We start from the raw sequence: 17,598 nt of genomic DNA on the forward strand, positions 1-17,598 counted from the left end.
TGTGCAACAACAGGTGAAATAGATTATATGGTTGTATCGGGTTCAACGGATGAAGGTAATGATATATTCGTGACTTTAATTAAGTTTGATGACCAGTGGGATGTACCCGCAGGAACTATGTCTTGCTGCAGAGCCACAGCGGGGGCTATGGTTGGAGTATATGATAGGGTATTCCCAGGAAAAGTCGCGGTTGAATGGTTAGATAAGTCTGAAAATAGAATTTACTTTGGCGAAGTTGCAATAGATAAAAATGGCTATAAATTAGCTAAAAATTTACCTGCTTATACATGGGTAAGTACAGGAGAAGTAGAAGAAAATATCAGGCCTTATTTAATTGTTGGCATGGGCGAAACTGGCGAAATAAAAGTGTGGCTGTCAAATACAAGCTCAGGAATGAATAGAACAGGTCGCGTATTACACGAGCTTGGCTCTGGGCAAGCACAATGGCGTGAGAATAACTAGTAAAGCGATTTCCATCTGTAGATTTGGCTCACAAAGTGATACTTGGCAGGCTTTATACAAAGATTACATCCATCACAGTGTTAAATATTCAGCAACGATTGATGCGATTGCTCATGGCCCAGAAGAAGACGCTGAATTCACCACTAAAAACCAACAACGTGAACTTTTTTATAACCAGCCGGAACAAGCTGAAGCAAGTGTACAATGGCAATCACAACTAATAAATGGATATAAATTATGGACAAGCTCATAAAATGTCTCACCACACTCGCTTTAACATTATTTGTAATAGGTTGCTCGTCAACAGGTAAAATTGATTACATGGTCGCAGGTGTCGGCACCGAAAATGGCAATGCAATTTGGGGCCGCTCAATAGTATTTGATGATGAGTGGGGGATCCCTTCCGGTGCAATAGAATGCTGTTACGCACAAGCTGGTGGTACGGTAAGTGTTTACGATCAAAAATTCCCAGAAAAAGTCGCGGTTGAATGGTTAGATAAGTCAGAAAATAGAATTTACTTTGGTGAAGTGGCAATAGATAAAAATGGTTATAAGTTAGCTAAATCTCTCCCTTATTTTACGTTATCAACAGGTGAAGTATTTAAGGAAATAAAACCATACTTAATAGTCGGTATGGGTGAGTCAGGTGAAATCAAAGTTTGGTTATCTAATACCCGTTCAGCGGGATTTACAGGCCGTGTATTACACGAACTAGCCTCAGGACAAGCCCAGTGGCGTGAGAATAACTAGTAAAGCGATTTCCATCTGTAGCTTTGGCCCGTGGTTCTGAATATGGGCCGGAATTTACCACTAAAAACAACATATTGAAGGTTCATGTAGTAACAATGGCAAGGGCCAACCAGCGGGCAAGTAACCTTGCAACTAGCAAAAAAACGCCCAGACGAAGTATCCTTTTGGCAGCACTATTTTGAGGTTAAACCAGGGGCTTATAATGTCACTGCAACTGCCAGCGGCGCAGTAGATACCACTACCTTTACCGTTGAACAGCCCGCGTTAGGCTACGAAATTGAATTGCGTGATGAAGTAGGCGAGCCGCAAGCGAATATGGGGTACAAAATTCGCTTACGTAACGGCCATATTATCACCGGACAGCTCGATAAAAACGGCTACGCCAACGTATCAGGCCCTGATTTTGAAAACGCCAAAGTCAGCTTTTTTGAACTCGCCGATCACGATTGGTCAGTAGGCAACATCACCTAAACGTAGACTTGATCTGGCGATATTTATATTTAGGGATAAGGATATTTCAATGACACAACAACACACCGTCGCACAAGGCGAAACACTGCTACGCATAGCACGCCAATATGGTTATAAAACCTCAACAGCATTATATAACCACCCCAGTAATGCCGAGTTTAAAGCACTGCGGCCCGATCCTAATTTAATTTACCCCGGTGACGTTATTACCATACCACCTAAAAAAGAAAAGTTTATGCCGCTGCGCGCCAACAGCCTAAATACGTTTGTTGTACAAAACGAAAAGGAGTATTTTCGCCTGCAAATAATTCATGAAGATGGTGATGACATCACTGGCAAACGTATTGTACTCAACATCGGCAGCCAAACTATCGATACCGTTTTACCGAGCGACGGCCTAGTTGAAGTTGAGCTAAATGAGAACGACACGCTCACCGCTCAGGTTGATTTATATCTCAAGGAAGATCAAAGCTCACCCAGTGAAAGTTTTACCGCACAAGTTGGTCATTTAGACCCCATTGACACACTTTCGGGTGTACAAGCGCGTTGTAACTTATTGGGCTTTGACTGCGGTAAGGTAGATGGCGTTAACGGCGCAAAAACTAAAGCCGGGGTGAGGGATTTTCAATACGAGCACGACCTTGAAGTAGATGGAATTGCAGGGAAGAAAACCAAAGCAAAATTACAGCAAGTATTTGGGAGCTAATATGAGTGTTTCGCAGTGCATGCCAATGCAAGTTAATAATAGAAATAAAAAGTATATTACAGAGCCAAAAATCACCTTTGCATACCAGTTAAATTTAACTAAATCATCGGCTAAACCAATAAACCCGCTCAATGAGAAAGTTATTCTTGAGCATGTTGAAAGCTGTTGGCGCCAAGAATGCCCTGTTGGAGAACGGCGTATTGTAGATACAGATTGGGTTCGGCTCACGTTTAAAAAAATCCCCACAGAAGGTACTTTTAATTTAATACAAGATCCAGATGATGGGGCTGAGCCTTTTTATATTTTCGAACGAGTGCCTTATACGCAGTTGAGTGGTCAAACACCGCAAGCAGAACTAATGCCAAGCATTAATATAGATGATGAATGAATTTGTTATAAATAACATAGATTTATAAGATAAATCTATTAATAAATTTACACCATATATACTAGGATTACCCATGTCATTAATCTCAGAAAACATAGCCCGATTTAAACCGCTTTTACACAGCATAACGAATATAAAGGCGTTTAGTAAAAGCGTGCGTAGCAGCGCCATGATATTACTAAGTATTACTACGCTGTTTTTAACTGCGTGTGGCGGTGAATCTAACTTTAGTAAAGATAAAATAGCGTATCGCCATACATACCATCCGGAGTGGCCAAAAGAGGTGCGTAATGAGGTGTATGGCGATAAAGAAACATTTTCAACCCCGCGTATTTTATTTAGTGCTGAGATAGAGTGGATAGGGCAAACTACATTATTTTCTGCACGTATGGATGGCTCTGATAGGCGCCGGATCATTCCAGAAAGTGCATTTTCGGGTAAGAGAATGATCGACGGCCGTAAACCTGAGCGCTCTCCTGATAATCGATACATCGCAATGTTGATGTATGGCCCTGAGGTTGGCCAAACACTTGAGCTTTGGGATACTAAAACCCAGCAGTTTATTTTTATGAGCGAAGGCTATGGCGCTATCCATTTTAATTGGACTAACGACAGTGAAAACGTGCTTTTTTACATCAATGGTAAGCATTATAATTACCATGTACCCACTAAAAAGCTCAGAGAACGGCCAATTATTAACTCCAATGGCTTATATTTATTACCAGATGGTAAAACTTTTTTAGCATATAAAAAAATGAGTATTGGTTGCATGATTTTAATGGCGACGTGTTGGAGAAGGTCGATTTAGGTATTAATAACCATTCTACTATGCAGGGTTTAGAAGTATCCCCTTTCGGCGATTATATTTATTTTAAATCAGGGAGTACACATTACTTTATTAATTTATCCGACCCCAGTAAACGTATTACATCACGAAGTATAAGCTCGTATATTTTCTCGGATAAAAAAATAAAGCAATAACATTTTGGTTAATAGAATCAAGGGAACTTATGGGTAATGGTCAATATTATCAAGATGAATTATTGGTTGAGTTTGATTTAAATACTCAGCAAACACGAGAAATGCGACTTAAAGAAAGTAATATATGGGGTATGGGGGCAATATATAATTTCTATGGCGTGTTTAATATCAAGGATGAATAATGACAGAGCAATTGAATACAGGGATATGTAGCTTCCCTAAAGCGTATTTACTCACGGGCTATGTGAATGAAGGTAAGCCAATCAGTAAGCTCACTCTGTTGTTTAATCGTGTGGTGGTGGCTGATAGTAATGAAGCGATACCAATACTATTAAGCACTGATGAAGGTGCGGTGATCGAGGTTGTTGATGACAAGCAGTTGACAACACGCACACCGTTTCATGCTCATAAAACTATTTATCTTAAGCTTCTCAAGCTTTGCACTGCTGCACTTGCGACCAATTCACACCGTACAATCAAGGACTATTGATGTCATTAATCTCAGAAAACACAGCACGATTTAAACCGTTTTTAACGCCGCTGTTAACTAAGTCATTTTCACGCCGTGCAGTCATAATGTTACTAAGTGTCGCTACGCTGCTATTAGCAGGCTGTGGTGAGGAGCCTAATCCACCTGCTAAACAAGTTGTTGAAGAGCAACCCAGCCGATTTAGTAAAGATAAATTGGCGTATCGTCATACATACCACCCTGAATGGCCTAAAGAGGTGCGCAATGAGGTGTATGGCGATAAAGAAACGTTTTCAACTCCGCGGATTTTATTTAAAACCAACATAGAGTGGACGGGGCAAACTACATTATTTTCTGCGCGCATGGATCTCTCTGATAGGCGCCGCATTATTCCCGAAACTGCATTTGAAGATAAATGGATGGTTGGGCTACATAAACCGGTGCGCTCGCCAGATAACCGCTACATTGCTTTATCTATGGATACAACAGAGCACGGCTTTACCCGCGAGCTGTGGGATACCAAAACCCAACAGTTTATTTTTATGAGTAAAGGCCATGGTTATGCTCATTTTAATTGGACTAAAGACAGTGAGAATGTGATTTTTTACGCCAGTGGTAAGCATTATAACTACCATGTACCCACTAAAACACTTACTGAGCGGCCAATTATTTACTCTAATGGCTTGTTTTTATTGCCAGATGGTAAAACTTTTTTAGCCGATAAAAAAAATAAATACTGGTTACATGATTTTAATGGCGACGTGATAGAGAAGGTCGATTTAGGTTTTAATAACCATTTTACTATGAAGTATTTAGAAGTATCCCCCTTCGGCGATTATATTTATTTTTTATCAGAAGGGCTTGGGGCGGCGCAAAATTACTGGATTAACTTATCGGACCCCAATAAGCGCATTATATCACCAAGAAAAGCAGATACTTACTTTTTCTCAGATAAAAAAAATAAAGTGTTAACAAAATCTAAAAGAAAGTCTACTGAGCTTCTTGGGAATGGTTGGGCGTTTAATAATTATTACTTTATTGAGTTAGATTTAGTGACCCGGCAAACAAAAGAGATACCGATTAAAGAAAGTAATATTTGGGGCATGACCGGAATATTTATTTATGACGTGTTTAATATCAAGGATGAACAATGACAGAGCTATTGAATACAGGGCAATCTAGTTTTCCTAAAGCGTATTTACTCACGGGCTATGTTAATAGAGGCGAGCCAATCAGCAAGCTCACCCCGCTGTTTAACCGTGTGGTGGTGGCTGATAGTAATGAAGCGATACCAATACTATTAAGCAGTGATGAAGGCGCGGTGTTAGAAACTGTTGATGACAAGCAGTTAACAACACGAAACCCGTTTCATGCCCATAAAACCCGACCTATTATTGTGCCGCCGGTTGATGCGATAAGCTTGTTAGCAGCAAGCCAAGGTGATAAGTGGTTTGATACGTTTAAAACTCAGCTCGGGAGTTATAAGGGCAAGACTAATACCCTGAGCTACAAAAAAATTGCAGTTGCAGATTTACAACGCCCCGACACTAATAATAAAGATAAAACCTACAGCGATTGGTATAACGAACACATTATTAAGAGCAAGGTAACCCATATTTATGGTTATGTAATACCTAAAACACGTGCGCTGTTGCTCAGTGTAAATCGCTCTATTCCGTTGGCAGCCGGCGATGGTAATGTTGAAGTAGTAAAAGACGCTGAAAGGCCCATTGCAGGATTTTTTTAATATGGAGGATGAGCTTGCTGCTGATAGTAAAGTTTACACCGCTGTAATTAATAATAATGATCAAAAGCTGAGAACGCAAAAGTGGGACATGCAAAATAAATCAGTAATATCTGAGCTGAATAATCTATTAACGTTGAGCGATAGCGAATATCAAGCCAGATTAATGCAACAATGCTATGACGATGATAAAAAGCTTTACTATTGTCTTGACAGCCATTGTGCAAAAATAAATCGGAAAAACGATTGCTAGAACAGTTGAGAAGAGTGTGCGACTATCATTAATGGGTAAACCTAGTAGGAACAACAATGGTTTAATGTTATGCCGTAGTATAGTGGCTGGTTGTTGCTCTACTACAAAGTTTAAGTGAAAGTATAAACATATCTTAATTTACCAAGGAGGGAAAAATGCTTTTTTTGAAAAGATACACAACAGTCATTGTTGCCTTAAGTGCGCTACTATCGCAAAATTCGCTCGGGGCGGCTAGTATTAAAGCTTCGCCGCTGGTGCCAATCCAAGTTAACCAATTGAATAAAGTAATAATTACCAGCAGTGATTATGAATACGTTTACAAAGTTAATGCCAGTAACCCTAATTATGGCCAAGCGCAATTGATTTTTAGAAACAAACAACATGACTGGCAGCAGATTAGGTCAATATCTAGTGTTTTCGATGGTAATGCTTATGTAAATATAAAATTTACCGACATACCTAAAAGTGGTGATTTTGATTTATTACAAGATCTTAGAAATGGGGAAGATCCTACTTACATTTTAAAAGGTGTAGCCTATAAAGATCTTTACAATCCGTATTCGGATGTGCCCGTAATGCCGTCCATAATACTGGAGTGATGTTTTTAATTATCCTATTTAAGCGCTTATTATGAACGTTGACCCATGATAATGGACCAACGTTTTATTGTGTTATAAATTACCAGATCTAAAATTATTAATAGTTACATCATTAATAAGAGTTCGTTGGTATAAGCTACTTTTTGTTCCTTTACTTACAGAGTAATGCCCTAAAGTTGGTATATTAACAAATAATAGGATCACTGAGTTATCTTCTAAAACGGGAAGTTTGCTTATATCAATTGAGTGGCTATAAATTCCTAAACGCTCATGGAGTGTAAAAAATTTTTGCGTTGATAAATCCAAATCTGCTATATCTATTTTTATATAATCAATATTTGGTTCTATATTTAGCTGACTTTGTTTTTTTTCAGTCGCGAGGTTTATATGCTGATAACCGTTATAATATTGCTCGGCCAGCTCTTTATTTTTGCTCACCCCAATACCATTCGCATACATATTAGCCAAATTAATTCTTGCGGAATTATGCCCTGTATAAGCTGCTTTTTCATACAGTTGGGCTGCAGTTTTTAAATCTTTATCTACCCCTTTCCCTAAGTGATATAAAACGGCTAAATTAAACTGAGATACTTGATCTTCTAAATAAGCAGATTTTTCATACCAGTGAGCGGCTGCTTTATTATCGTTATAGTGAGAGTGATATATCCACCCTAAACTGCGATATGCACGAATATCAGCTAACTCGGCTGCTTTTTTATACCAGTAAATCGCTTTGGTAATATCTTTATCCAACAATGAGCCAAATTGGTGCAACCAACCTAAAAAATAAGCCGCGTCTACAGACCCCGATTCAGCGAGTTTTTTGGCTAGGGCAATCGCGCTAGGGATGTTCTTTTCTCTATTTGAATTAATTGTATCTAACTGTAGCTCTACCAGTTTAAATGTAGGTTTTTTGGCTTCGTGGCTAATTAGTTTTCTTAGCCATTTTTCGGCTTCAATAAGGTTTTTTTTAACTTTTTGACCCCTACGATAGTATTCCATTGTTTTTTCTTGTGCGCTAATATCGCCGTGTTCAGCTGCATACTTTGTCCACATAAATATATCTTTAGGGTCGTTACTTTGTGCTAGTTTTTGTTGAGAAAATTTAAGAATGGCATTTTCTTCATCTATACCGCCATGTTCAACTGCTTGCTGATACCAAAATAAGGCGCGTTTTTGTTGGTTATCATTTTCATACATATTTGCTAATGCGATTTGGGCCGAAGGGTCATCTGCTATTGCTTTTAGAATAAGCGCTTCCTCTAGTTTAGCTTTTTCAGTTGTCAACTTTGGCTTGGCAAACAAGTCAAGTAATGGTTGTTTGATTTGCTGTGCTTCCATTTTAGGTGGGACTTGAGCTCGAGCTTCATGTTCGCACTCGCCTAAGCTAAAACAAATGACTAATATCGATACTATAATACGTTTCATTTGCTATCCTTTTGTAAATGGTTTTTACTCAAAGCATTAGTGTTGTGTTCTTTTTCTTGTTCTACACGTACACATTTCCCTTGTGGGGTGACCTTAACAAAAGTCATGTCACTTGTTGAATAGGTAATTTTTGTATTAATAGATAACGATAACCTCCCAGTATAAACACAGTTATTAGTGTAAATAGCTTTATCTTCTATATAATCAACATCTTGGTATATAATAGTTCCCTCACTGATTTCTCCATCTTGCCAGTTACCTTTAATAATACGCCTCGTGCTGTTAATACCTATATGTAACTTACCTACTCCATGAGCCACGCCATCTTTCCAGTGCCCTTCAAATATATTCGTTTTTCCGTAGCCATTAGGTTTGCCTTTGATCCACATACCATCATAGATAATGCCATGATGTGAAGTTAGTAATATCCCCTGACCATTGAATAGACCGTGGTCAAAGTGACCAATATAAAAACGTTGATATTTATTTATAAATGACCCTTGTCCATGGGGGATATTGTTTTCAAGCTCCCCAATATAGTCGCCCAACACCTCACCGTAGCCATCGTCTATGATAACTCTAGATTTTGTATAACCATCACGTATATTATGTAATTTATAACCACGAAAGTATTGGCATGGGTATTCCTCTGAATTCTCTTGACAGACTCCTTCGCCATGCTTTGCATCGTTGTCCCAATCGCCATCATAAAAGTCACCATTTGCTAAGGTTAACTTGCCTTTACCCCACCTCATGTGGGATAGCCATTGGCCACTGTATTGATCACCATTTGCGTAGTTCATTACTCCATATCCATTGTAACGGGAGTATTCAAATTCTCCGTTATAGCTGTCTCCATTTTTGTTTTTATATGTGCCTTGACCAAATAGCCAGCCAGCACTGAATAGTCCACTGTAGATATTACCATTTTCATTTAATGTTCCTTGACCATTATAATAATCGACTCGCCACATGCCTTCGTAGCGAATGTTGCCTTTAGTTTGTGTACCTTTACCATGGCGCTTATCGGCTTTCCATTGTCCTTCATAATGAGTTTCGCCATTGGTTTGTGTGCCTTGACCGTGGCGCAGGCCCAATTGCCATTGCCCTTTATAAACGTCGTTACTATAATAGGTCTTGGTTAGCACGCCTTGACCGTGAAATAAATCATTTTTGAAGTTACCTTTATAGATGTTTTTTTTAATGTAAGGTACCCAACTAAAAGTACCCGTACCGTTACGTATGCCGTTGTCGTCTAGCTCTCCCTCATAAGTAACTATTGCATTGTAGTAGTATTCACATGGAGTTGGTTTACGGTAGGTAAGGCAGAGGCCACGGCCATGTTTTTGTCCTTTGTTCCAGCTTCCATCAAAGCCGTTTCCGTCTTTATCAGTAAAACGTCCTTGACCGTGATGAAGGTAAGAAGAAAACTCTCCTTTATAGCGACTACCGTTTGTATAAATAACCTCGCCATTACCCTCAAATACACCCGCTTTCCAATTTCCTTTATAGTGAAGCGGTATCAGAGTATTGTTTTTTTCTTGATATTGCCAAAGGTGAGTGTAACGTTGATACATTTCCCCATAACCTTCTGCTTTTCCATCAACTTTTTCTCCAAAATAATAATTTTCATCGACTTTGCGGTCTCCGTAAATGTACCCTTTTGGTAAGTTTGAGAGTTTAGGTAAAAGGGAGGGCTTTTCTTGATTGTAGGCACTTGCTTTAAGTGGGCTTATTATTCTTAATTTGGTGGCGGAGGTTAAAATGTTTGTTGTTGTTTTTGTCGTTATATTATAAAAGGTTAACTGTTTATGCTCTTTGTCAGTGCCTATTAGTTGGCTATTAGCATGGTTAATATGCCACGGTGTAAAAAAGTTATTATCGAAGGTGCTGAGTATTTTTCCAGTTGTTATATTAAAGTAAAAAGACCTTTCTTTAGTGTGCAGTAGCCCATGTGTTTGTTCATTATTAAGATATAGTTCATTAAGTTTATCGTATCCATTTAGATATGGTTTGTTAAGTTTATCATACCCATCTAGATCAATTTTAAAGAGCCTTTTATCGTCCTTGTATTTACTCATATGAAACTTGTGAAAAGAGAGAGTTGAACCATCTTTTAAATAGACCGTATCACTATTTTCTTTTTTCTCTGTTACTGTTAGGTTGTTCAAGTCGACATATAAGTTTCGCGAGTGGTCGCCAAATTTAGACATGTAAACATTGAAGGTATTATCTTTCCAAATTATCAGTTGTGGTTGGCCTCTTACTGCTTCACCGATGATAAGGTGATCTCGAGTTAACAGATCATAAACAATGACTTCTTGGTACATAATTAGCGCTAAATAGCGGTTATTTGGTGAGCGAGAAAGGTATGTTATGTGCCCACCATTACCGCCAGGAGGGGTGTTGAATGAAAGTTCTTTCTCATCAAGCACCTGGCGAAGATCTGTTCCATCTATTTTGATGCTCCATATCGTTCTTTTTTCTTGCTGAGGTCCCTGCCACAAAAACTGGATACGCTCTTGATCAAATTGCGCAGCGTCGGTGATATCTTCTTTTAAAGCTATGGGTTGGGTTGCTTTAGATTCGTTTTTTTGTGTGTCAGGGTCAGGGTCAGTCTTTTCACAACCAAGCAAAGTGACAAAAATGAGGTATGTAATGATCTTAAAAGCAGTATGCTTTGGCATAAATAATCCTTTATAAAATGTTTCCGTGTCTTACATGACTATTGAAAATGCAAAAGTAATATCGTATTTTCGGTAAATATAATACACTATTCGGTTGTGTAAAAAAAAGGAACTTCTAATAAATTACGTTAAGGAATAACAGATGAAAAAAATATTTTTAAGTTTTGTATTACTGAGCCTTATCGCTTGGGCGAGCTATTTGTATTATAAAAAAAACAACAGTGGTTATTATGAGCGAGTTTTAGATGTAGAGATTATTCGAGGTGGTAAAAAAGTTACTCCTCGATTACAAGATTTTATGGATGATGAAAAAATAGCTAAAAGCTGCAGAACGCTTAGCCAAGGCATTGAACATAGTTATTTTTCTTTGATTAAATATGCGCTTGAAGGTGGGGTTGACCCTAATTGCAAAGAGAGTCGTGACAGCTTGCCTGTCTGTATGGAAACTCTTTTAAAAGATACCACTGACCTTACTTTAATGAACTACATGGCTAGTAATGGTTGTAACTACTCATATGAAAATGAAGTGGGTGAAAATGCTTTTCATATAATGTCTAGTTCTTTGAATTACAGAACATTGGCGTTATATATTGATAAGTTAGTAAGACTAGGCGTTGATATTAATCATCAGAATGTATTTGGCGACACACCCTTGATGTACTCTATCAATAATAGCGGGAACGCAAAACATACTGAGATATTTATAAAGTATGGTGCTGATTTAAATTATAAAAACATGGACCGCAGTACAGCATTAGGCATTGCTATTACAAATGATAATTCAAAAGTCATCGATCTTTTAAAATCTAAAGGCGCGCAGAGCTATATTAATGGTGAAGTTGTCAATAATGCCTTGCAATTAAAGATACAAAATAAGCGCGAGCAAGAGTTTTTAGAAAGGCAGAAAAAAAGGCAGGCTTCTTGGTCTAAATATATGGATTATTGGACAAATTTTATAAATGCTCACAACCTCGATTTAAGTTGTTCTTTTCGTTTAATGGGTGGGCCAAGGAATGGTCCTCAGGGGATAACGCTCAATGAACAAATGAATAATACGCTGAGTATGTCTACAGGAATGGATGCATTTGTTTTTGGAGGTTGCCCGGATTGGAAGTATTACCATTACCTCATTACTGGCAAGTCTGGGAGGATTTACTCTCAAGATAGTAATCTTATTTGGTATGAGCCAAATTCACCGATTGGTTCAGAAACATCTTCTTTTATAGTGTTACCATTTGATGATGAATTCCAAGGCTCCATCCAATGGTATGGCTCGCATAAAAAAGTAAATAACTTAAAAGTAGAAAAAGCGAGTTTAGAGCTTTTAAAAGAATATTCTCTTTATGTATATAAATAACACTTATTGAATGAGTGACAATTAGAGAGGCTGCTTTATGTCGGCTAGCCTTTTATTTCTAACATGACACTTCAAGTATCTGTGAGTAAAGCTGCAATTGATGCAATAAGTAAGTTGGCGTTGTTAATTGAGCATATCGGGATTGTATTATCGGCGAGTAGGTTGACATTAAAATAGAAAACTTATCTAAGCAGGATCGGCCATAAAGTAAAGTATATTATGGTTGCTTTAGGTTTGGTTTGAATTATATAACCTTAAAGTTGGTTTTATACGAAATTTATTTTCTTTTATTGTGGTTTTTCATTCCATTTAAAGGTGAGATTATGCTTGCATGCGCAGTTTTGAAGTGTTAAAAATGGGGCTCACTGAACACACACATTTAGTAAAGACGATGCAAAACACTCATTTAATTACATTAAAACTGAACCTCTTATTACTGCAAGCGCACGTGAGCGGGGATTAGTGTATTTGCATTAAGTAAACACAAAAAACCCCGCATATCGCGGGGTTTTTTTTATCTCGCATCCAGGGCAGCAGAGAATTAAGGGTAGATTATGCAAGAACAAGATAAAGTATGGATTTTCGACACCACTTTACGTGATGGTGAGCAAGCGCTTAAAGCGAGCCTGACTGAAGAAGATAAAATCCAGCTGGCGCATACTATTAGCCGCCTAAATGTGGATGTGATGGAAGTAGGTTTTCCGGTTTCGAGCCCTGCCGATTTTCGTTCAGTGCAACGTATAGCTACAGAAGTGAAAGGCCCTATTATTTGTGGTTTAGCACGCGCTGTTGCTAAAGATATTGAAGCCTGTGGCGAAGCACTTCGCACAGCACAACAAAGTCGAATTCATACTTTTATTGCTACCAGCCCTTTGCATTTAGAACACAAGCTACGTATGAGCTTAGATGATGCGACAGCCATGGCGGTTAAATCAATTAAGCTTGCCCGTAATTATACTGATGATGTGGAATTTTCATGCGAAGACGCAGGCCGTACACCGCATTGGGATTTATGCAAAATTGTTGAGCAGGCGATTAATGCTGGTGCATCAACCATCAACTTACCAGATACAGTTGGTTTTGTTACGCCAGACGAATACGCGGCGATGATCCGCCATTTAATGAATAACGTGCCAAATATTGATAAAGCGCGGTTAAGTGTACATTGTCATAATGATTTAGGTTTGGCTGTTGCCAATTCTGTTGCAGCGGTGCAAGCCGGTGCACGGCAAATCGAATGTACTATTAATGGTATTGGTGAGCGTGCGGGTAACTGTTCACTTGAAGAAGTGGCGATGATCATGAAGATGCGCCAAGACCACTTAAAAGTGTATACCGATATTCGCAGTGAAGAGATTTATCGCGCATCACGCCAAGTGGCGAAAATTTGTAATATGCCAGTGCAACCTAACAAAGCGATTGTTGGCGAGAATGCTTTTGCCCACAGTTCAGGTATTCATCAAGACGGTGTACTAAAAGCGCAAAATACCTATGAAATTATGTCACCAGAAAGCGTCGGCGTACCAAATAACCAATTAAATATGACCTCACGTTCGGGTCGTCATGTTATTGAGCACCGCCTTGAAGAATTAGGCTATCAACAGTCTGATTACGATATGGATAGCCTATATGAAAGCTTCTTAACCCTTGCCGATCAAAAAGGTACAGTGTACGACTACGATCTAGAAGCGATGATTTATTTTAACCAAATCAGTGATAAAGACGACAAGTACCAATTAGAGTTTGTTAACTCAACGTCTAACTCGCAATCAGTGGCAAGCTCTACTATTGGTATGGCGATTAATGGTGAGTCTAAACAAGAAGCCGCCACTGGTAATGGCCCTGTAGAGGCATCATTCTTAGCGATTGAACGTTTAACGGGTATGGCTGTTGAAATGATTGAATTTAATCTAGAAGCTACCGGTGAAGGTGCCAGCTCATTAGGTGAAGTAAATATAATAGCTAAATACGATGGCCGCCCTTATCACGGCGCGGGCATTGCAGCGGATGTGGTTGAGGCGTCAGTACGCGCCATGATCCGCGTTTATAACTTAATTTATCGTGCACAAAAAGTGTCTGATTTAAAACAACAAAGGAAAGCAGGATGAGTCAATCAAATTATAGCGTTGCAGTATTAGCAGGCGACGGTATCGGCCCAGAAGTAATGGCAGCAGCAGAGCAAGTATTGGATGCTGTGAGCAGTAAATTTGGTTTTACTTTAACTCGTCATCATCATGCCATTGGCGGCGCTGCGATTGATCAATTTGGTAAAGCGTTACCCGAGCAAACCCTTGCAGCGTGTGAAAGTGCCGATGCAATTTTGTTTGGTTCAGTGGGCGGTCCAAAGTGGGAGCATCTTCCTGCCAATGAGCAACCAGAGCGCGCATCACTTTTGCCACTACGTAAACACTTTGGTTTGTTTTGTAACTTACGCCCAGCGCAACTATTACCAGCACTGAGCGCTGCATCGCCATTACGTGCAGATATAAGCGAAAAAGGCTTTGATATCTTATGCGTGCGTGAATTAACCGGCGGTATTTACTTTGGCGAAAAAGGCCGCAGTGGCGAAGGGGCTGAAGAAGTGGCGTTTGATACGCAAACTTATTCACGCAAAGAAATTGAACGCATTGCACGTTTTGCCTTTGAAGCAGCAAAATTACGTAATAACCATGTAACGTCGGTTGATAAAGCCAACGTATTAGCATCAAGTGTATTATGGCGCGAAGTAGTAACCGAAGTAAGCAAAGACTTCCCAGAAGTAAGCCTTGATTATATTTACGTTGATAACGCGGCAATGCAACTGGTTAAACAACCTAGCCAGTTTGATGTGTTACTGTGTGATAACTTATTTGGTGACATATTGTCAGATGAATGCGCGATGATCACCGGATCTATGGGCTTATTGCCATCGGCAAGTTTAAATCAGTCAGGCTTTGGTATGTATGAACCTGCTGGTGGTTCGGCACCTGATATTGCTGGCAAAGGGGTTGCAAACCCAATCGCACAAATTTTAAGTGCCGCGTTAATGTTACGTTATTCACTAGGCCAAGATGAAGCGGCGCGCAGCATTGAAAAAGCAGTAGCCGAAGCGGTCGAAGCAGGCGTAGGTACACCGGATATTTACCCAAATGCAGGTTATACAACGCAAGACGTTGCCGCAGCAATTGTCGCTCGTATATAAAACAGCACGTATTTAAACAATTATTCACTCGCTGCACCGTCACGCGGCGAGTCAAACAAATTAGGGGATCAGCAAGTGGCCCAAACGTTATACGATAAAATCTGGCAAGCACATGTAGTTGCTAGTATTAATGAGCAAACCGATTTACTTTATATTGACCGTCATTTAGTACATGAAGTGACATCGCCGCAAGCTTTTGCTGGCCTGCGAGAGAAAAACCGTAAAGTGCGTTGTCCTGAAAAAACCATCGCAACGATGGATCATAATGTATCGACCAAAAGCCGCTCATTAGATGCCGCCAGTGAAGTATCAAAAAACCAATTGATGGCGCTTGATGCCAACTGCAAAGAGTTTGGTATTGTACTTTACGATTTAAACTCAATTAACCAAGGCATAGTGCATGTAATGGGGCCTGAGCAAGGTATTACTTTACCTGGCACTACCATTGTTTGTGGTGATAGCCATACCTCTACTCACGGTGCATTTGGTGCCCTGGCCCATGGTATTGGTACGTCTGAGGTTGAGCACGTACTCGCGACGCAAACACTACAACAGAAAAAAGCCAAGTCATTAAAAATTCAAATTAATGGTGTACTACGTCCAACGGTTACAGCCAAAGATTTGATCATGGCGGTGATTGGTAAGCTAGGTACCGCTGGTGGTACAGGTTATGTGGCAGAGTTTTGTGGTGAAGGTATTGCAGCACTGTCAATGGAAGCGCGTATGACATTGTGTAACATGAGTATTGAAATGGGCGCTAAAGCGGGTTTAATCGCTTCAGACCAAATCACTTATGATTACTTAAAAGGCCGCCCATTTGCTCCACAAGGCGATGATTTTGAAGCTGCAGTTGCCTACTGGGAAACCTTAAAAACTGACGAAGGTGCGCAGTTTGATTTAGAAGTTGAACTAGAAGCGAGTAGCATTCAGCCGCAAATTACTTGGGGCACTAGCCCTGAGCAAGTTATTGGTGTTGATGAATGCATTCCAGATCCAGATCAAGAGCCTGATTTAATTAAAGCTGATGCGATTCGCAGCGCGCTTAAATACATGGGTTTAACAGCCGGTGATAAGTTATCGTCAGCGAGCGTAGATACGGTATTTATTGGTTCATGTACCAATAGCCGAATTGAAGATTTACGCGCCGCCGCACAGATTGTTGAAGGTAAAAAAGTGGCTGCTGGTGTTGAGGCGTTAATTGTACCTGGCTCTGGCTTGGTGAAAAAACAGGCTGAAGATGAAGGCCTAGCTGATATTTTCAAAGCTGCTGGTTTTGAGTGGCGTGAACCGGGTTGCTCAATGTGCTTAGCCATGAACGATGACCGCTTAGGTGCAGGCAAGCGCTGTGCATCCACCTCAAACCGTAACTTTGAAGGTCGCCAAGGCCGTGGTGGTCGTACACACTTAGTAAGCCCTGCAATGGCCGCTGCGGCAGCTATTCATGGTCGCTTTGTTGATATTAGAGGAGAAGCCTAATGAGCATTTTTTTTAGTGGCTTAATGGCCCCACTTGATAAAAACAACGTCGATACCGACCAAATCATTCCAAAGCAGTTTTTAACCTCAACCAGCCGTGATGGTTTTGATGCGGCATTGTTTTATGATTGGCGCTATTTAGATAACGACGAGCCAAACCCTGAGTTTATTTTAAATCGGCCATGTTACCAAGGCGCGCAAATATTACTAACTCGCGATAACTTTGGCTGCGGCTCATCACGTGAACATGCACCATGGGCGCTTAAGCAATATGGTTTTGAAGTGATTTTAGCGGAAAGCTTTGCTGATATTTTCTTTAATAACTGTGGCAATAACCAGATGCTAGCTATTGCACTACCAGCGCAAACATTGGAAGACTTGTTTGTACTGAGCGAGCAACACGACGATATTCATATCGACATCGATCTTGAAAATCAGGTACTTATCAGTAACAAGTTTGCACCAATTTGCTTTGATATTCGCAAAGACGTAAAAGAGCGTTTATTAAGTGGCTTAGATTTTATCGGCGTCACCGAAACCCTCAACCCACAAATTGACGCCTTTGAGGCAAAGCTTAACGCTGAGCGCCCTTGGCAGTAAAGGTTTAAAAGTTATTAAACAATGAAACGCGGCTCAGGCCGCGTTTT

General features: G+C 39.8%; 20 protein-coding genes. 18 read left to right on the forward strand and 2 right to left on the reverse strand.

Annotated features, from left to right (window positions below; all coding sequences use genetic code 11):
• The 13 genes from H5200_RS07265 to H5200_RS07320 all read left to right on the forward strand — a co-directional run.
• Positions 1 to 462, forward strand: a 462-nt coding sequence (locus H5200_RS07265) for a DUF2931 domain-containing protein (protein ID WP_182761232.1), incomplete at its 5' end; no start/stop codon positions are given.
• The gene (locus H5200_RS07270) at positions 449 to 715 is read left to right on the forward strand and encodes a hypothetical protein (RefSeq protein WP_259399186.1); all 267 of its coding nucleotides are present in this window, start codon (positions 449 to 451) and stop codon (positions 713 to 715) included. The genes H5200_RS07265 and H5200_RS07270, both read left to right, overlap by 14 nt.
• Entirely contained in the window at positions 700 to 1,212 is a 513-nt protein-coding gene (locus tag H5200_RS07275) for a DUF2931 family protein (RefSeq protein WP_182761233.1), read from the forward strand. Before H5200_RS07270 ends, H5200_RS07275 begins: the two co-directional genes overlap by 16 nt.
• A gap of 126 nt (positions 1,213 to 1,338) precedes the next feature.
• Entirely contained in the window at positions 1,339 to 1,683 is a 345-nt protein-coding gene (locus tag H5200_RS07280) for a hypothetical protein (RefSeq protein ID WP_259399187.1), read from the forward strand.
• A gap of 49 nt (positions 1,684 to 1,732) precedes the next feature.
• The gene (locus H5200_RS07285; protein WP_182761234.1) at positions 1,733 to 2,389 is read left to right on the forward strand and encodes a peptidoglycan-binding protein; all 657 of its coding nucleotides are present in this window, start codon (positions 1,733 to 1,735) and stop codon (positions 2,387 to 2,389) included.
• Between the two features lies 1 nt (position 2,390).
• Positions 2,391 to 2,777, forward strand: coding sequence for a hypothetical protein (locus tag H5200_RS07290; RefSeq protein WP_182761235.1), 387 nt, complete (start codon positions 2,391 to 2,393; stop codon positions 2,775 to 2,777).
• A 73-nt stretch (positions 2,778 to 2,850) separates the two neighbouring features.
• Positions 2,851 to 3,585, forward strand: a complete 735-nt coding sequence (locus H5200_RS07295) for a hypothetical protein (protein WP_259399188.1) — start codon at positions 2,851 to 2,853, stop codon at positions 3,583 to 3,585.
• 202 nt (positions 3,586 to 3,787) lie between these two features.
• Positions 3,788 to 3,940 (forward strand): hypothetical protein, encoded by a 153-nt coding sequence (locus tag H5200_RS23945; RefSeq protein WP_259398924.1) that lies wholly within the window; start codon positions 3,788 to 3,790, stop codon positions 3,938 to 3,940.
• Entirely contained in the window at positions 3,940 to 4,248 is a 309-nt protein-coding gene (locus H5200_RS07300; RefSeq protein ID WP_182719706.1) for a hypothetical protein, read from the forward strand. The genes H5200_RS23945 and H5200_RS07300 overlap by 1 nt, the downstream gene beginning before the upstream one ends.
• Entirely contained in the window at positions 4,248 to 5,381 is a 1,134-nt protein-coding gene (locus H5200_RS07305) for a hypothetical protein (protein WP_182761236.1), read from the forward strand. The genes H5200_RS07300 and H5200_RS07305 overlap by 1 nt, the downstream gene beginning before the upstream one ends.
• Positions 5,378 to 5,974, forward strand: coding sequence for a hypothetical protein (locus tag H5200_RS23950; protein WP_259399189.1), 597 nt, complete (start codon positions 5,378 to 5,380; stop codon positions 5,972 to 5,974). Before H5200_RS07305 ends, H5200_RS23950 begins: the two co-directional genes overlap by 4 nt.
• 1 nt (position 5,975) lies before the next feature.
• Positions 5,976 to 6,224 (forward strand): hypothetical protein, encoded by a 249-nt coding sequence (locus H5200_RS07315; RefSeq protein ID WP_182761237.1) that lies wholly within the window; start codon positions 5,976 to 5,978, stop codon positions 6,222 to 6,224.
• Positions 6,225 to 6,379: 155 nt separating this feature from the next.
• Positions 6,380 to 6,823, forward strand: a complete 444-nt coding sequence (locus H5200_RS07320) for a hypothetical protein (RefSeq protein ID WP_182718528.1) — start codon at positions 6,380 to 6,382, stop codon at positions 6,821 to 6,823.
• Between the two features lie 72 nt (positions 6,824 to 6,895).
• Here H5200_RS07320 and H5200_RS07325 read toward each other — a convergent pair whose 3' ends face one another.
• Positions 6,896 to 8,251, reverse strand: coding sequence for a tetratricopeptide repeat protein (locus H5200_RS07325; RefSeq protein WP_182761238.1), 1,356 nt, complete (start codon positions 8,249 to 8,251; stop codon positions 6,896 to 6,898).
• A complete protein-coding gene (locus H5200_RS07330) occupies positions 8,248 to 10,938 on the reverse strand; it encodes a hypothetical protein (RefSeq protein WP_182761239.1) in 2,691 nt (896 codons plus the stop codon). The genes H5200_RS07325 and H5200_RS07330 overlap by 4 nt, the downstream gene beginning before the upstream one ends.
• A gap of 142 nt (positions 10,939 to 11,080) precedes the next feature.
• Between H5200_RS07330 and H5200_RS07335 the strand changes: the two genes are divergently transcribed.
• The 5 genes from H5200_RS07335 to leuD all read left to right on the forward strand — a co-directional run bounded on the left by H5200_RS07335 (position 11,081) and on the right by leuD (position 17,551).
• Positions 11,081 to 12,295, forward strand: a complete 1,215-nt coding sequence (locus H5200_RS07335; protein ID WP_182718531.1) for an ankyrin repeat domain-containing protein — start codon at positions 11,081 to 11,083, stop codon at positions 12,293 to 12,295.
• Positions 12,296 to 12,849: 554 nt separating this feature from the next.
• Complete coding sequence (leuA, locus tag H5200_RS07340; RefSeq protein ID WP_182761240.1) at positions 12,850 to 14,403, forward strand: 2-isopropylmalate synthase; 1,554 nt, start codon at positions 12,850 to 12,852, stop codon at positions 14,401 to 14,403.
• Positions 14,400 to 15,476, forward strand: coding sequence for a 3-isopropylmalate dehydrogenase (gene leuB / locus H5200_RS07345; RefSeq protein WP_182761241.1), 1,077 nt, complete (start codon positions 14,400 to 14,402; stop codon positions 15,474 to 15,476). The genes leuA and leuB overlap by 4 nt, the downstream gene beginning before the upstream one ends.
• A 75-nt stretch (positions 15,477 to 15,551) precedes the next feature.
• Positions 15,552 to 16,952 carry a 3-isopropylmalate dehydratase large subunit gene (gene leuC / locus H5200_RS07350; RefSeq protein WP_145242429.1) on the forward strand — a complete coding sequence of 467 codons (1,401 nt, stop codon included), beginning with the start codon at positions 15,552 to 15,554 and terminating at the stop codon, positions 16,950 to 16,952.
• Positions 16,952 to 17,551, forward strand: a complete 600-nt coding sequence (gene leuD / locus H5200_RS07355) for a 3-isopropylmalate dehydratase small subunit (protein WP_182718532.1) — start codon at positions 16,952 to 16,954, stop codon at positions 17,549 to 17,551. The genes leuC and leuD overlap by 1 nt, the downstream gene beginning before the upstream one ends.
• Positions 17,552 to 17,598 lie beyond the last annotated feature (47 nt).

It is taken from the genome of Pseudoalteromonas sp. SG43-7 (assembly GCF_014164295.1).
Classification (GTDB): domain Bacteria; phylum Pseudomonadota; class Gammaproteobacteria; order Enterobacterales; family Alteromonadaceae; genus Pseudoalteromonas; species Pseudoalteromonas rhizosphaerae.

Excerpts from the sequence above, each read along its gene's own strand:
- H5200_RS07275 (WP_182761233.1), top strand. The coding sequence starts at position 700 with ATGGACAAGCTCATAAAATGTCTCACCACACTCGCTTTAACATTATTT.
- H5200_RS07285 (WP_182761234.1), top strand. The coding sequence starts at position 1,733 with ATGACACAACAACACACCGTCGCACAAGGCGAAACACTGCTACGCATA.
- H5200_RS07305 (WP_182761236.1), top strand. The coding sequence starts at position 4,248 with ATGTCATTAATCTCAGAAAACACAGCACGATTTAAACCGTTTTTAACG.
- leuA (WP_182761240.1), top strand. The coding sequence starts at position 12,850 with ATGCAAGAACAAGATAAAGTATGGATTTTCGACACCACTTTACGTGAT.
- leuD (WP_182718532.1), top strand. The coding sequence starts at position 16,952 with ATGAGCATTTTTTTTAGTGGCTTAATGGCCCCACTTGATAAAAACAAC.
- H5200_RS07320 (WP_182718528.1), top strand. The coding sequence starts at position 6,380 with ATGCTTTTTTTGAAAAGATACACAACAGTCATTGTTGCCTTAAGTGCG.
- H5200_RS07300 (WP_182719706.1), top strand. The coding sequence starts at position 3,940 with ATGACAGAGCAATTGAATACAGGGATATGTAGCTTCCCTAAAGCGTAT.
- H5200_RS07325 (WP_182761238.1), bottom strand. The coding sequence starts at position 8,251 with ATGAAACGTATTATAGTATCGATATTAGTCATTTGTTTTAGCTTAGGC.
- H5200_RS07315 (WP_182761237.1), top strand. The coding sequence starts at position 5,976 with ATGGAGGATGAGCTTGCTGCTGATAGTAAAGTTTACACCGCTGTAATT.
- H5200_RS07335 (WP_182718531.1), top strand. The coding sequence starts at position 11,081 with ATGAAAAAAATATTTTTAAGTTTTGTATTACTGAGCCTTATCGCTTGG.
- H5200_RS07295 (WP_259399188.1), top strand. The coding sequence starts at position 2,851 with ATGTCATTAATCTCAGAAAACATAGCCCGATTTAAACCGCTTTTACAC.
- leuB (WP_182761241.1), top strand. The coding sequence starts at position 14,400 with ATGAGTCAATCAAATTATAGCGTTGCAGTATTAGCAGGCGACGGTATC.
- H5200_RS07330 (WP_182761239.1), bottom strand. The coding sequence starts at position 10,938 with ATGCCAAAGCATACTGCTTTTAAGATCATTACATACCTCATTTTTGTC.
- H5200_RS07290 (WP_182761235.1), top strand. The coding sequence starts at position 2,391 with ATGAGTGTTTCGCAGTGCATGCCAATGCAAGTTAATAATAGAAATAAA.
- H5200_RS23950 (WP_259399189.1), top strand. The coding sequence starts at position 5,378 with ATGACAGAGCTATTGAATACAGGGCAATCTAGTTTTCCTAAAGCGTAT.
- H5200_RS23945 (WP_259398924.1), top strand. The coding sequence starts at position 3,788 with ATGGGTAATGGTCAATATTATCAAGATGAATTATTGGTTGAGTTTGAT.